The 13,834-nt window shown below is 62.1% G+C and carries 15 protein-coding genes and 1 pseudogene; 7 read left to right on the top strand and 9 right to left on the bottom strand.

Features of this window, described 5'->3' with window-relative positions; genetic code table 11:
- From ACK41V_RS21640 to ACK41V_RS21625, 4 genes and pseudogenes are all read right to left on the bottom strand, one after another.
- Positions 1 to 584, bottom strand: a pseudogene (locus ACK41V_RS21640) (threonine synthase); the annotation flags it as partial.
- Between the two features lie 39 nt (positions 585 to 623).
- Entirely contained in the window at positions 624 to 938 is a 315-nt protein-coding gene (locus tag ACK41V_RS21635) for a response regulator (RefSeq protein ID WP_409785466.1), read from the bottom strand.
- Positions 939 to 971: 33 nt separating this feature from the next.
- Positions 972 to 2,306 carry a homoserine dehydrogenase gene (locus ACK41V_RS21630; protein ID WP_409785464.1) on the bottom strand — a complete coding sequence of 445 codons (1,335 nt, stop codon included), beginning with the start codon at positions 2,304 to 2,306 and terminating at the stop codon, positions 972 to 974.
- Positions 2,307 to 2,399: 93 nt separating this feature from the next.
- The gene (locus ACK41V_RS21625; protein ID WP_409785462.1) at positions 2,400 to 3,647 is read right to left on the bottom strand and encodes a pyridoxal phosphate-dependent aminotransferase; all 1,248 of its coding nucleotides are present in this window, start codon (positions 3,645 to 3,647) and stop codon (positions 2,400 to 2,402) included.
- A gap of 325 nt (positions 3,648 to 3,972) precedes the next feature.
- Between ACK41V_RS21625 and ACK41V_RS21620 the strand changes: the two genes are divergently transcribed.
- The 4 genes from ACK41V_RS21620 to ACK41V_RS21605 all read left to right on the top strand — a co-directional run bounded on the left by ACK41V_RS21620 (position 3,973) and on the right by ACK41V_RS21605 (position 7,523).
- A complete protein-coding gene (locus ACK41V_RS21620) occupies positions 3,973 to 4,344 on the top strand; it encodes an Mth938-like domain-containing protein (RefSeq protein ID WP_409785461.1) in 372 nt (123 codons plus the stop codon).
- Between the two features lie 256 nt (positions 4,345 to 4,600).
- Positions 4,601 to 5,086 (top strand): peroxiredoxin, encoded by a 486-nt coding sequence (locus ACK41V_RS21615; protein WP_409785459.1) that lies wholly within the window; start codon positions 4,601 to 4,603, stop codon positions 5,084 to 5,086.
- Between the two features lie 189 nt (positions 5,087 to 5,275).
- Positions 5,276 to 7,102 (top strand): PhoH family protein, encoded by a 1,827-nt coding sequence (locus ACK41V_RS21610; protein ID WP_409785457.1) that lies wholly within the window; start codon positions 5,276 to 5,278, stop codon positions 7,100 to 7,102.
- 16 nt (positions 7,103 to 7,118) lie between these two features.
- A complete protein-coding gene (locus ACK41V_RS21605; RefSeq protein WP_409785456.1) occupies positions 7,119 to 7,523 on the top strand; it encodes a hypothetical protein in 405 nt (134 codons plus the stop codon).
- Positions 7,524 to 7,599: 76 nt separating this feature from the next.
- On the opposite strand, the gene dnaB is transcribed toward ACK41V_RS21605, so the two are convergent.
- The 5 genes from dnaB to rpsF all read right to left on the bottom strand — a co-directional run bounded on the left by dnaB (position 7,600) and on the right by rpsF (position 10,705).
- Positions 7,600 to 9,015, bottom strand: coding sequence for a replicative DNA helicase (gene dnaB, locus ACK41V_RS21600; RefSeq protein WP_409785454.1), 1,416 nt, complete (start codon positions 9,013 to 9,015; stop codon positions 7,600 to 7,602).
- A gap of 184 nt (positions 9,016 to 9,199) precedes the next feature.
- Positions 9,200 to 9,652 (bottom strand): 50S ribosomal protein L9, encoded by a 453-nt coding sequence (rplI, locus tag ACK41V_RS21595; protein ID WP_409785452.1) that lies wholly within the window; start codon positions 9,650 to 9,652, stop codon positions 9,200 to 9,202.
- 12 nt (positions 9,653 to 9,664) lie between these two features.
- Positions 9,665 to 9,946 carry a 30S ribosomal protein S18 gene (gene rpsR / locus ACK41V_RS21590; protein ID WP_005795932.1) on the bottom strand — a complete coding sequence of 94 codons (282 nt, stop codon included), beginning with the start codon at positions 9,944 to 9,946 and terminating at the stop codon, positions 9,665 to 9,667.
- Between the two features lie 18 nt (positions 9,947 to 9,964).
- Positions 9,965 to 10,255 carry a primosomal replication protein N gene (gene priB / locus ACK41V_RS21585; RefSeq protein ID WP_409785450.1) on the bottom strand — a complete coding sequence of 97 codons (291 nt, stop codon included), beginning with the start codon at positions 10,253 to 10,255 and terminating at the stop codon, positions 9,965 to 9,967.
- A gap of 15 nt (positions 10,256 to 10,270) precedes the next feature.
- The gene (rpsF, locus tag ACK41V_RS21580) at positions 10,271 to 10,705 is read right to left on the bottom strand and encodes a 30S ribosomal protein S6 (RefSeq protein WP_409785448.1); all 435 of its coding nucleotides are present in this window, start codon (positions 10,703 to 10,705) and stop codon (positions 10,271 to 10,273) included.
- 317 nt (positions 10,706 to 11,022) lie between these two features.
- On the opposite strand from rpsF, the gene grpE reads away from it, so the two are divergent.
- From grpE to ACK41V_RS21565, 3 genes are all read left to right on the top strand, one after another.
- Positions 11,023 to 11,574, top strand: a complete 552-nt coding sequence (gene grpE / locus ACK41V_RS21575) for a nucleotide exchange factor GrpE (protein WP_409785447.1) — start codon at positions 11,023 to 11,025, stop codon at positions 11,572 to 11,574.
- 98 nt (positions 11,575 to 11,672) lie between these two features.
- Complete coding sequence (gene dnaK, locus ACK41V_RS21570; RefSeq protein ID WP_409785445.1) at positions 11,673 to 13,619, top strand: molecular chaperone DnaK; 1,947 nt, start codon at positions 11,673 to 11,675, stop codon at positions 13,617 to 13,619.
- A gap of 84 nt (positions 13,620 to 13,703) precedes the next feature.
- Positions 13,704 to 13,834, top strand: a 131-nt coding sequence (locus ACK41V_RS21565) for a DnaJ domain-containing protein (RefSeq protein WP_409785468.1), incomplete at its 3' end; no start/stop codon positions are given.

Here is a 13,834-nt window from a genome sequence, read left to right as displayed (position 1 = left end):
ATGGCGATGTTGTGGATGTTTTCGTCCTGCAGGCTGAACATCTGCGCCTGCTGAAAAGCGCTCATGCGGCCGTGCGGGCTGGTCATGAAGACGCGCACGCCCTTTTTGCCGCGCATGGCGTATTCGGCCGCGCTGCCGGTGTCGCCGCTGGTGGCGCCCAGGATGTTCAGCTCTTCGCCACGGCGTGTCAGCTCGTACTCGAACAGGTTGCCCAACAGCTGCATCGCCATGTCCTTGAAGGCCAGCGTGGGGCCGTTGGACAGGGCTTCGAGCCACAGGCCGTCTTCGAGGTGGCGCAGGGGCACGATCTCGCCGGTGCCGAAGACTTCGGCGGTGTACGTCTTGGCGCACAGGGCCTTCAGGTCGTCGGCGGGGATGTCGTCGATGTACAGCGACAGGATCTGGAAGGCCAGCTCGGCGTAGCCTTGCTCGTGGTAGGCCTTGCGCAGCTTGGTCAGCGTGGCATCGCTGATCTTCGGGTAGTGCTCGGGCATGTACAGGCCACCATCGGGCGCCAGGCCCTCTAGCAGGATGTCGCAAAACTGTTTGCGGTCTTCATGGCCGCGGGTGCTGATGTATTTCATGGTGGGTTCCCGTCGGTATCTGTGAATGTCTTTTGCAGGCTAGAAACTGATGCCGTAGACACGGATATCAATGTAGAGACGCGAGGCGATCAGCAGCACAAAACCGCCAATCAGGATGAGCCAGTGCAGTGCGCGGTCCTGCGTGTTGTCGGTGTGGTCCAGCAGCACAAAATAAAACCACGCCGCCACAAAGCTGCCCACTCCGTTGAGGATGGCCTGCGAGCGCGACATGGAGCCAAACAGCGCCAGCATGACCAGCACGCCGAACCAGAACGCCAGATGCCAGCGCGGCAGCTCGACCATCGACAACTTGAGCAGCGCCACCAAGGTGAGCGCTGCGACAAGCGTGGGCATGGCGAGGCGGGCTCATGGCGCTGGGCAAGCGGGTCAGTTCAGCTCTTCCTTGCGGATGCGCGTGATGGGCGCCAGCACCGTGGGCAGCGCCTGCATCTGGGCGATCACGGCATCCATCGTGCCTTCGCGGGTGTCGTGCGTGAGGATGATGAGGTCGGTTTGCGTCGACCCCTCACCGCCCACTTCGTCGGCTTCGCGCTGCAGCACCGCGTCGATGCTGATACCGGCCTCGGCCAGCAGGCCGGTGACCTTGGCCAGCACGCCAGCCTGGTCGGCCACGCGCAGGCGCAGGTAATAGCTGGTGACCACTTCGCTCATGGGCAGCACGGGCAGCGTGTCCATGGCGTCGGTCAGCGTGTTGGCCTGGAAGGCCAGGTGCGGCACGCGGTGCTCGGGGTCGGCCGTGTGCAGACGGGCGATGTCCACCAGGTCGGCAATCACGGCGCTGGCGGTGGGCTCGCTGCCCGCGCCCTTGCCGTAGTACAGCGTGGTGCCCACGGCGTCGCCCTGCACCACCACGGCGTTCATCGCGCCTTCGACGTTGGCGATCAGGCGCTTGGAGGGCACCAGGCTCGGGTGCACGCGCAGCTCGATGCCCTTGTCAGCACGCTTGGTGATGCCGAGCAGCTTGATGCGGTAGCCCAATTGCTCGGCGTACTTGATGTCGGCCGCGCCCAGCTTGGTGATGCCCTCGACGTAGGCCTTGTCGAACTGCACCGGGATGCCGAAGGCGATGGCGCTCATCAGAGTGACCTTGTGGGCGGCGTCCACGCCTTCGATGTCGAAGGTGGGGTCGGCCTCGGCGTAGCCCAGGCGCTGGGCTTCCTTGAGCACCACGTCGAAATCCAGGCCCTTGCTGCGCATCTCGGACAAGATGAAGTTGGTGGTGCCGTTGATGATGCCGGCGATCCACTGGATGCGGTTGGCTGTGAGGCCTTCGCGCAGCGCCTTGATGATGGGGATACCACCGGCCACGGCGGCCTCGAAGGCCACCATCACGCCCTTGGCCGATGCGGCTGCGAAGATCTCGGTGCCGTGCACGGCCAAGAGCGCCTTGTTGGCGGTGACCACGTGTTTGCCGGCCGCAATGGCTTCGAGCACCAGCGCGCGCGCGATGCCGTAGCCGCCGATCAACTCGATCACGATGTCGATGTCGGGGTTGGCAATGATGGCGCGGGCGTCGTTGACGACCTGGATGTCAGCACCCACTACCGCTTTGGCGCGCTCCACGTCCAGATCGGCCACCATGGTGATCTGGATGCCGCGGCCAGCGCGGCGGCTGATTTCGTCCTGGTTGCGCGCGAGCACGTTGAACACGCCGCTGCCGACAGTGCCGATGCCCAGAAGGCCTACTTGGATGGGTTTCATGGGAGTTTTACCAGTCAAAATGGGCTCTAGCGCTTATCCATCAAGCGCTAGAAGCTATAAAAATAGGAGTATCTGCGTGATTCAATGCATGAATCACGCCGCCGCAGCAGCCGCCGCCAATTGCGTGCGCTTGCGGTACTGCTCCAGGAAGCGCGCCACGCGGCCAATGGCGTCGCGCAGGTCATCCTCATGCGGCAGGAACACGATGCGGAAATGGTCCGGCGCCGCCCAATTGAAGCCCGTGCCTTGCACCAGCATGACCTTGGTTTCCTGCAGCAGTTCCAGAAAGAACTGCTGGTCGTCCGCAATGGGGTACACCGCCGGATCGAGGCGCGGGAACATGTACAGCGCCGCACGCGGTTTCACACAAGTCACCCCCGGGATCGCCGTGATGAGTTCATAGGCCAGGTCGCGCTGCTTGCGCAACCGGCCGCCTTCGCCCACCAGCTCATTGATGCTCTGGTAGCCGCCCAGCGCCGTCTGCACTGCCCACTGGCCGGGCACGTTGGCGCACAGGCGCATGTTCGAGAGCATGTTCAGGCCCTCGATGTAGTCCTTGGCGGGCTTCTTGTCGCCCGACACCACCATCCAGCCCGCGCGGTAGCCACACGAGCGGTAGCTTTTGGACAGCGAATTGAAGGTGAGTGTGAGCACATCCTCGCTCAGCGAGCCAATGGCCGTGTGCTTGGCACCGTCGTACAACACCTTGTCATAGACCTCGTCGGCAAAGATCACCAAGCCGTGCTCGCGCGCAATGGCGACGATGCCCTTGAGCAGGTCGTCGGAGTACAGCGCGCCCGTGGGGTTGTTGGGGTTGATGACCACGATGCCTTTGGTGCGGGGCGTGATCTTGGATCGGATGTCGTCCAGATTGGGCATCCAGCCATTGGCTTCATCACACACGTAATGCACCGGCGTGCCGCCCGACAGGCTGGCCGCCGCCGTCCACAGCGGGTAATCGGGCGAAGGCAGCAGCAGCTCGTCGCCGTTGTCGAGCAGCGCATTGGTGGCCATCACGATCAGCTCGCTGGCGCCGTTGCCCAGGTAGATGTCGTCCAGCATCACGCCCTTGATGCCCTGCTTTTGCGTCTCGTGCATGACCGCCTTGCGCGCCGCAAAGATGCCCTTGCTGTCCGAATAACCCGCCGAGTTGGGCAGGTTGCGGATCATGTCCAGCTGGATCTCTTCCGGCGCATCAAAGCCGAACACGGCCAGGTTGCCAATGTTGAGCTTGATGATCTTGTGGCCGTCTTCCTCCATCTGCTTGGCCGCGTCCATGATGGGCCCCCGGATGTCGTAGCAGACGTTAGCGAGCTTGGCGGATTTTTGGACGGTTTTCATGCGCTGACGGTAGTGCGGTGGGGTCAGAGGCTGAGAGTTTTTTGGCCGTGCGAGAAAGGTGCGTCAAAACGCGCCGGATCTAGGCGCAAAGCACAGCCATAGCTCGGGCTATGGCGCGCATTTGTAACGACGAGCCGGTGTGTTTTGGCGTGCAAGGCGGGCATGGACGAAAGACTCTCAGCCTCTGAGGTGGCGGCCAGAGCGGCTGGCACCTTGGCGAAACCTATAATTTGACCACAGTTCACAAGCGCACCTTTGCCCTGCACTGGCCCTGCGCGCCGCTGCCGCACCGGCGTGGTGCTGCCCGCAACCCACCCCAACGCCCATGAAATTCCAGCCCGACCGCTCCAGCGCACAAACCATCAACGGCTACGGCCCCGGCTGGATCGGCGTGGATGCGGACAGGATCACCCACAGCGTCATCATCGGGTCCGGCGGGCTGCGGCAAGCGTGGCCCTGCACGCGCTTTGAGGACCTGACACCCGAGCACTTTGCGCAACTGGCGGCGCTGGAGACTGAGCTGGTCATTTTTGGAAGCGGCAACCGCAACCGCTTTCCCCCACCCGCCTGGCTGGCGCCACTGATTGCGCGTCGGTTGGGGCTGGAGACCATGGATACGCCCGCCGCCTGCCGCACCTACAACATCCTGGCCAGCGAAGGCCGCAACGTGGTGGCAGCGCTGATCTTGGAGTCGTGAGCGCCAGGAGCGCAGTACATGCCGCGCTATGACACGCATGCGGCATGCCGCAGAAGGATGTCGCATTGGCGCGATCACACGGATGTGCAGCCTGAATGAAGTGACCTCCACCCCAGCGGGACACACTGTCTTACATTTGGCCGGGAACCGATTTCAGGGTAAAATCACCGGTTGCGGTCGGGGGCACCTACAAGAGCAATAACACACCCGCTACCCCCGGCTTACCAACGACTACATCCTGAGAGATTGAAGTGATATGGCGATCGTTGTCAACAAACCCCTCCCTGAATTTGAAGCCAACGCAACAGGTGGACTCAAGGTTTCCAACACCTCCCACCTTGGCCAGGTGATGGTTCTCTACTTCTATCCCAAGGACAACACCCCTGGATGCACCACGGAGGCCATGCAGTTTCGCGACAGGTACAAGGACTTCGTGAAGGCTGGCGCAGCGGTCTTTGGCGTGTCGCGCGACAACATGAAGTCGCACGATGAGTTCAAGGAAAAGCTGGAACTCCCCTTCGAGCTCATCGCTGATACCGAAGAAAAAATGTGCCACATGTTCGGCGTGGTCAAGAACAAGATCATGTACGGCAAGAAGGTCAAGGGCATTGAGCGCAGCACCTTTCTGGTAGGCCCCGACGGCCTGCTGGCAGCGGAATGGCGTGGCCTGAAAGTGCCTGGCCACGTGGACGACGTGCTGAAGGCCGTCAAGTCCATCAAGGCCCTCAAAAAGGCGGCCTGATCTGCGCATTGGGGCATTGGCGCTACACGCCATGCCGCCGCGTCCGGTTTTGCCCGGGCTGGACACACGGAATAGGCATAATGGATTGATGCACCTGGTTCCCGCAACGCCTGCCCCCTCCCCCAAAGCCGCCTTGGCCTCCAGGCGGCTTTTTGCTTTCTGATCACCATTGACCGAGGCCCTGCCACTATGCCCCTGCCCCCAGCACCCAGCCGGCGCGCCGCGCTCCTCGCGCCCGAAGCCTTCGATGTTGCCGCCCGCCCCCGCGCAGCCCAGCCAGCCGTCGTCGAACCGGTGGTTGCAGCCGCCGCACCTGCCAAGACCACCACGGGCCGCGCTCGCGCTCCTACTCCCGCGGCTGCCAAGGCCGGTCCATTGACGCAGGTGGAGACACGGGGACGCTTGACTGAACCCGCTGTCGCTCCTGCAGCAGCAACCGCAGGCCGGGCCCGCACCGATACCGTGGCGACGGCCTCAGCCCCCACGGCCCGCAACACCGGCCGCAGCGCACCGGCCAAGACCGTCGCAAGCGCTGCGTCGGCACCCACGCCCGTGGCCGCTACTCCCTCGCGCAGCAAACGCACCCGCCCCCAGGGCCCCGCCAAGCTGTTCGTGCTGGACACCAATGTCTTGCTGCACGACCCCACCAGCCTGTTCCGGTTTGAAGAACACGACATCTTCCTGCCGATGATCGTGCTGGAAGAGCTGGATGGCCACAAAAAGGGCATGACTGAGGTCGCCCGCAATGGCCGCCAGACCAGCCGCACCCTGGATGCACTGGCCGGCGTGCAGGGCGCCGACATCGCCCGCGGCCTCAAGCTCGACTCCACCGGCCAGCGCGCCGCGGGGGGCCACCTGTTCTTCCAGACCGCACCACTGGACTACAGCCTGCCCACCAGCCTACCCCCGGGCAAGGCGGACAACCAGATCCTGGGCGTGGTCGAGGCCCTGCGCAAGTTGCACGCTCCGCAAGCTGAGGGAGGGTCGCACCCGACGGGGCGCGAAGTAGTGCTGGTGTCCAAGGACATCAACATGCGCGTCAAGGCGCGCGCCTTGGGCCTGAATGCCGAGGACTACCAGAACGACAAAACACTGGAAGACGGCGACCTGTTGTACGCAGGCGTGTTGGCCCTGCCCCCAGACTTCTGGGCCAAGACCGGCAAGAACGTGGAGAGCTGGCAAAGCGGCGCACACACCTACTACCGCATCGGCGGCCCGATCGTGCCGCAACTGATGATCAATCAGTTCGCGTACTTTGAAGCCCCCGGCGAGCCGAGCCTTTTTGCGCGGGTGAGCGAGATCCGCGAGAAGACGGCGGTTTTGCAGACCCTCAAAGACTACGGCTCCGCCAAAAATGCCGTGTGGGGCGTGAGCACCCGCAACCGCGAGCAGAACTACGCCATGAACCTGCTCATGGACCCGGAGATCGACTTCGTGACGCTGACGGGCACGGCGGGCACCGGCAAGACGCTGCTCGCCTTGGCCGCAGGCCTGACACAAGTGCTGGACGAGCGCCGCTACACCGAGATCATCATGACCCGCGCCACCGTGAGCGTGGGCGAGGACATCGGCTTTCTGCCGGGCACCGAAGAGGAAAAGATGGGCCCCTGGATGGGCGCGCTGGACGACAACCTGGAGTTTCTGGCCAAGGGCGACGGCGGCAACGCGGGCGAATGGGGCCGTGCGGCCACCAACGAACTCATCCGCAGCCGCATCAAGATCAAGAGCATGAACTTCATGCGCGGGCGCACCTTCCTCAACAAGTACGTGATCATCGACGAGGCGCAAAACCTGACGCCCAAGCAGATGAAGACACTGATCACGCGGGCAGGCCCCGGCACCAAGATCATCTGCATGGGAAACCTGGCGCAGATCGACACGCCGTACCTGACCGAAGGCTCCTCGGGCCTGACCTATGCCGTGGACCGCTTCAAGGGCTGGCCACACAGCGGCCACATCACGCTGGCACGCGGCGAACGGTCGCGCCTGGCGGACTTTGCCAGCGAAGTGCTGTGAGCAAAGGCGCCTGACGATGGCTTTGTGGATGACGGCGCTCAAGCTGGTGCCCTGGGGCGATGTCATTGAGGCAGCACCCCAGGTCCTGCAAGCGGCCAAGAAACTGATGGGAAAAACACGCGCCGCGGGCACCGCGCCTGCAGCGGGTGTAACGGGTGTAACAGGCACCCTGACCGGTGCGGACGACAGCCCGTCGACCCCCGTCACTGCTCAACTTCAGCACTTGCGCGAGCGTGTGGCGCAACTGGAACAAGAGCAGCAGGACTCCGCGGCGTTGATCCAGTCGCTGGCAGAACAAAATGCCGTGGTGATTCGCGCAGTGGAGGCCTTGCGCCTGCGCAACCAGCGGCTGGGCCGAGCCTTGGTGGTTCTGGGTTTCTTGGTCGTTGGGGTTCTCGTGTGGGTACTGCGCCAGCCCTGATCACAAGCAGCCGACCAACCACTCCTAAATCAATAGCTGCTAGCGCTTATCCAATAAGCGCTAGCAGCTATTTTCATTAGAAATCGTCGCCTGAACCCATCGCCAGATTTTCGAACCGCGTCTGGTTCTTCTGGAAGAACAACTTGATCGTGCCGGTCGGGCCGTTACGCTGCTTGCCGATGATGACCTCGGCCACGTTGGGCTCCTTGGAGTCCTTGTTGTAGTAGTCGTCGCGGTAGATGAACATGATGATGTCGGCATCCTGCTCGATGGCGCCGGATTCGCGCAGGTCGGACATCATGGGGCGCTTGTCGGTGCGCTGCTCTACCGAACGGTTGAGCTGAGACAGCGCAATCACCGGGCATTGCAGCTCCTTGGCCAGCATCTTCAAACCGCGCGAAATCTCGCCCAGCTCGGTCGCCCGGTTGTCCGAACTGGCCGCCGAGCCCGATCCGCTCATCAGCTGCAAATAGTCCACCACGATCAAGCCCAGTTTGCCGCACTGGCGCGCCAGGCGCCGGGCATTGGCGCGCAGCTCGCCGGGGGTGAGGCCCGGGGTTTCATCAATGTGCAGCGAGACGGTGCGCAGCTTCTCGATGGCCTCGGTTAGCCGTGGCCACTCCTCGTCCGTGAGCTTGCCCGTGCGCAGATTGCCCTGGTTCACGCGGCCAATCGAGCCCACGATACGCACGGCCAACTGGGCGGCGCCCATTTCCATCGAAAAGATGGCGACCGGCAGCCCTTCATTGAGCGCCACGTGTTCGGCGATGTTGACTGCGAGCGCGGTTTTGCCCATCGACGGGCGGGCCGCCAGCACCACCATGTCACCGGCCTGAAAGCCGCTGGTCATCCGGTCCAGATCGGCAAACCCCGTGGGCACACCCGTGACATCGACCGGGTTGTCCGCCATCTCTTGCACGCGGTCGAGCAGGTCAATCACCAGCGTGTCGAGCGACTGGAAGCCCTGTTTGGTGCGCGAGCCCTCTTCGCCAATGGCAAAAATCTTGGACTCCGCCTCGTCCAGAATGCGTTCCACCGTCTTGCCCTTGGGATTGAAGGCGTTGGTGGAGATTTCGTCGCTGGCCGTGACCAGTTTGCGCAGAATGGCCCGCTCGCGCACGATTTCTGCGTAGCGGCGGATGTTGCTGGCGCTCGGCACATATTGCGCCAGCGTGTTCAGGTAGGCCAGCCCCCCCATCTCATGGGCTTTGCCCAGGTTCTGCAGGTTCTCGAACACGGTGATCACGTCCGCCGGCTTGCTGGCGTTGATCAGAGCACCAATGGCCGTGTAGATCATCTGGTGCTCGTAGCGGTAGAAATGGCTTTCTACCAGCAGATCACCCACGCGGTCCCAGGCGTTGTTGTCCAGCAGCAGCCCACCCAGCACACTCGATTCGGCCTCGATGGAGTGCGGCGGCACGCGCAACTGCGCGATCTCACGGTCTGGCACGGGCGTGAAGCCATCTTCAAGGGGGGGGAAAACGGCAGACATGGAATCCTCGGGAGCTAACTGAGCATGCTAGCGCCCGCAGGGGGCGGTGTCATGGCACAAGTCTGTGGATAAGGTTGGGGCAACCGGTGGGCAATCGTGTACGGCGTACAACCGCGCAAAGACAAAAGCCGCCCGAGGGCGGCTTTTGTGGCAAGTCACGTAAAGATGAATTACGTGCTGGCGATCAGGCGGTTTCGCCGTAGACCGAAACGGTCACGTCCACCACCACGTCGGTGTGCAGGGCAACGCTCACGGTGCTTTCGCTGACGACCTTGATCGGGCCGTTAGGCAGGCGAACTTGCGCCTTGCTCACTTTGTAGCCTTGCTTGTTCAGCTCTTCGGCGATGTCATGGTTGGTCACGGAACCAAACAGACGGCCGTCCACGCCAGCCTTTTGTGTCAGCTTGACGGTGGTACCGGCCAGCTTTTCGCCTTGGGCTTGGGCTTCTGCCAGCTTGGCAGCAGCGGCTTTTTCGAGTTCGGCGCGCTTGGCTTCGAATTCGGCCTTGGCCGATTCGGTGGCGCGGCGTGCGCGGCCCGAAGGAATCAGGAAGTTGCGTGCGTAGCCGTCTTTGACTTTGACGATTTCACCGAGGTTGCCGAGGTTCACAACCTTGTCGAGCAGGATGATTTGCATGGGTTGTGCTCCTTAGATCTTGTGCTGGTCGCTGTAAGGCACCAGGGCCAGGAAGCGAGCGCGCTTGATGGCGGTGTTCAGCTGACGCTGGAAGATGGCGCGCGTGCCGGTCAGGCGTGCGGGGATGATCTTGCCGTTTTCGGCGATGAAATCGCGCAGCGTGTCGACATCTTTGTAGTCGATTTCTTCAACACCGGTCACCGTGAAGCGGCAAAAGCGCTTGCGCTTGAACAGCAGGGACTGGGTGTTGCGCTTTGGGCGCTTGTCTTTGTTGAACTTCTTGAACGTGGCCATTGCGGACCCCTTGGAAAATTAATTTTGTTGAATATCCTGGATATGAAGGATCGCGTTCTTGCCATTGCGCGGGGTGGCCAGAAATCCACTGAAAGTCCAGAGACTTCCGATGTTCTGCCGGGCCAGACGCTCGGCCATCGCACCAAATGCGACGGCTTTCATGGCGGCCTTGACTTCACGGGGCTGGCCTGCTTCGGTTTGCTGGGACTCGTGTTCGAGTCGCAGCGCGATGGCAGGTAATCCAGCAGGTGTGTAACGCAGGGACTCAGCCTCTGCGATACATGCGGTCAAGACTACGCGGTTCTCCACTCCAACGGGCTGGGATCAGCGCTCGGCGCGCTCTGGACGTTCCTGGCGCTCGGCGCGATCAGGGCGCTCGCCACGCTCACCACCAGCAGCAGCGTATTCAGCTTGGCTGGCCTTGCGGGCTTCTTCGCGCTCGACAGTCTTCATCATCGAAGACGGACCGGCATCGGCCTTCTTCTTCTGAACCGTCAGGTGGCGCAGCACGGCGTCGTTGAACTTGAAGGCGTGCTCCAGTTCAGCCATCACGGCCTGGTCGGCTTCGATGTTCACGCACAGGTAGTGGGCCTTGGCCAGCTTGTTGATCAGGTACGCCAGTTGACGGCGGCCCCAATCTTCTACACGGTGCACCTTGCCACCGCCAGCGGTGATCATGCCCTTGTAGCGCTCCAGCATGGCTGGAACTTGTTCGCTTTGATCCGGATGGATCAACAAAATGATTTCGTAATGACGCATGCATACTCCTTTTGGGTAAGACCACCCACTGCGTCGCGAAGTGGTGTGGCAAGGGAAAGCCTGCGATTATAGCCCGGCCTCAGCCACTTGTACACTTAGCACGCCCCAAGGCCTCGTCCTGAGCCCCGCAGTTCATTGACAACCGTGGGCTGCCACGGGCCAACCCCTTGCAAAATCAGGGATTGCGCCGACATTCGGTACAGCAAAGCTCGCCTGCGGCTGACCCCATCAACGTATGTCCCTTGCGCAGACCTTGATTTATCCCGAGGCGCCCCCAAGTCCCGCGCGTACTGTTTTATTTACTTCCAGACCAAGACATGTCAGATCAAAGCCAAACCACCGCACCCCAGAATGCCCCCGCCCCCGAAGAAGTAGAAGCCGCCATGGCTGCCCACGCCTCCGACGAGCTGGCGCGCCTGCAGGGCGAGCTGGCCGAGCTCAAGGCCAAAAGCGCCGATCTGGCCGACCAGTTCCTGCGCGCCAAGGCCGAGGCCGAGAACGCGCGGCGCCGCGCTGAAGACGAAGTCTCCAAGGCCCGCAAGTTCGGCATCGAAAGTTTTGCCGAGAGCCTGCTGCCCGTGGCCGACAGCCTGGATGCCGCCCTGGCCATCAAGGAAGCCACGCCCCAGCAACTGCGCGAAGGCGCCGATGCCACGCTGCGCCAGCTATCCTCGGCACTGGAGCGCAACAAGGTGCTGGCCATCAACCCAGAGGCAGGCGCCAAGTTCGATCCCCACCAGCACCAGGCCATCAGCGTGGTGCCCGCCGAGCAGGAAGCCAACACCGTCGTGGCCGTGCTGCAAAAGGGTTATGTGATTGCCGACCGCGTGCTGCGCCCGGCGCTTGTCACCGTCACCGCCCCGAAGTAACCAAATCTTCAAATAAATCAGCACGGATGACTTGAAGACCCCAAGTTATCCACAAGTTACTAGCCATCCAAACCAATCAAGCATTCGGAGAAAAAATCATGGGAAGAATCATCGGCATTGACCTCGGGACCACCAACAGCTGCGTGTCCATCATGGAAGGCAACACGACCCGCGTGATCGAGAACAGCGAAGGTGCGCGCACCACGCCCTCCATCGTGGCCTACCAGGAAGACGGCGAGATCCTCGTCGGCGCCTCGGCCAAGCGCCAGGCCGTGACCAACCCCCGCAACACGCTGTACGCCGTCAAACGCCTGATCGGCCGCAAGTTCACCGAAAAAGAAGTGCAAAAGGACATCGACCTGATGCCCTACAAGATCGTGGCGGCCGACAACGGCGATGCCTGGATCGAAGTGCGCGGCAACAAGCTGTCGGCGCAGCAGGTGTCCGCCGACATCCTGCGCAAGATGAAAAAGACGGCTGAAGACTACCTGGGCGAGCCCGTGACGGAAGCCGTCATCACCGTGCCCGCGTACTTCAACGACGCCCAGCGCCAAGCCACCAAGGACGCCGGCCGCATCGCGGGCCTCGATGTCAAGCGCATCATCAACGAGCCCACAGCTGCGGCCCTGGCCTTTGGCCTGGACAAGCAGGAAAAGGGCGACCGCAAGATCGCCGTGTATGACCTGGGTGGCGGCACGTTCGACGTGTCGATCATTGAAATTGCGGACGTGGACGGCGAAAAGCAGTTCGAAGTGCTGTCGACCAACGGCGACACCTTTCTGGGCGGCGAAGACTTCGACCAGCGCATCATCGATTTCATCATTGACGAGTTCAAGAAAGAGTCGGGCGTCAACCTCAAGAATGACGTTCTGGCCCTGCAGCGCCTCAAGGAAGCCGCCGAGAAGGCCAAGATCGAGCTGTCGAACTCTGCCTCCACCGACATCAATCTGCCGTACATCACGGCCGATGCATCGGGCCCGAAGCACCTGAACATCAAGCTGACCCGCTCCAAGCTGGAAGCGCTGGTGGAAGAGCTGATCGAGCGCACCATTGCCCCTTGCCGCATGGCGATCAAGGACGCTGGCGTGTCGGTCTCCGACATCCATGACGTGATCCTGGTCGGCGGCATGACCCGCATGCCCAAGGTGCAAGAGAAGGTCAAGGAATTCTTCGGTAAGGAACCCCGCAAGGACGTGAACCCGGACGAGGCCGTGGCCGTAGGCGCTGCCATTCAAGGCCAGGTGCTGTCGGGTGACCGCAAGGACGTGCTGCTGCTGGACGTGACCCCCCTGTCGCTGGGTATCGAAACCCTGGGCGGTGTCATGACCAAGATGATCCAGAAGAACACGACCATTCCGACGAAGTTTGCGCAGACCTACTCCACCGCGGATGACAACCAGCCTGCCGTGACCATCAAGGTGTTCCAGGGCGAACGTGAAATCGCGTCGGGCAACAAGCTGCTGGGCGAGTTCAACCTCGAAGGCATTCCACCCGCAGCGCGCGGCGTGCCACAAATCGAAGTGTCGTTCGACATCGACGCCAACGGCATCCTGCACGTGGGCGCCAAGGACAAGGGCACCGGCAAGGAAAACAAGATCACCATCAAGGCCAACTCGGGCCTGTCGGAAGAAGAAATCCAGCAGATGGTGAAAGACGCCGAGCTGAACGCCGCAGACGACAAGAAGAAGCTGGAGCTGGTGCAAGCCCGCAACCAGGGCGAAGCAGCGGTGCACAGCGTGAACAAGAGCCTGGCCGAACACGGCGACAAGCTGGATGCGGGCGAAAAAGAAGCCATCACGGTCGCCGTGAAGGCGCTGGAAGAAGCGCTCAAGGGCGAAGACAAGGCCGCGATTGAAGAGAAGACCACCCTGCTGATGGCGGCCAGCCAGAAGCTGGGCGAGAAGATGTACGCCGACTCGCAAGCCGCACAAGCCGCCCAGGCAGCCGGTGGTGCAGACGCTTCGGCCTCTGCCTCGTCTTCGGCCAAGCCAGCAGACGATGACAACGTCGTGGATGCCGAAGTCAAGGAAGTCAAGAAGGGCTGAACGAGCCCCCGTTGACCCGAGCCGCCGCGCAATGCTCGTAAGGGGCTGCGCGGCGTTCCTGTTCCAACCGGGTTCTGAATCACCATGTCCAAAAGAGACTTTTACGAAATCCTGGGCGTTCCCAAGAACGCCTCGGATGAAGAAATCAAGAAGGCCTATCGCAAACTCGCGATGAAGCACCACCCTGACCGCAACCAGGGGGATGCTGCCAAGTC

Origin of the sequence: Acidovorax sp., from assembly GCF_046291265.1 — a bacterium.
In the GTDB taxonomy this organism is placed as follows: domain Bacteria; phylum Pseudomonadota; class Gammaproteobacteria; order Burkholderiales; family Burkholderiaceae_C; genus Acidovorax.
This window is presented reverse-complemented; position numbering and strand designations above follow the sequence as displayed.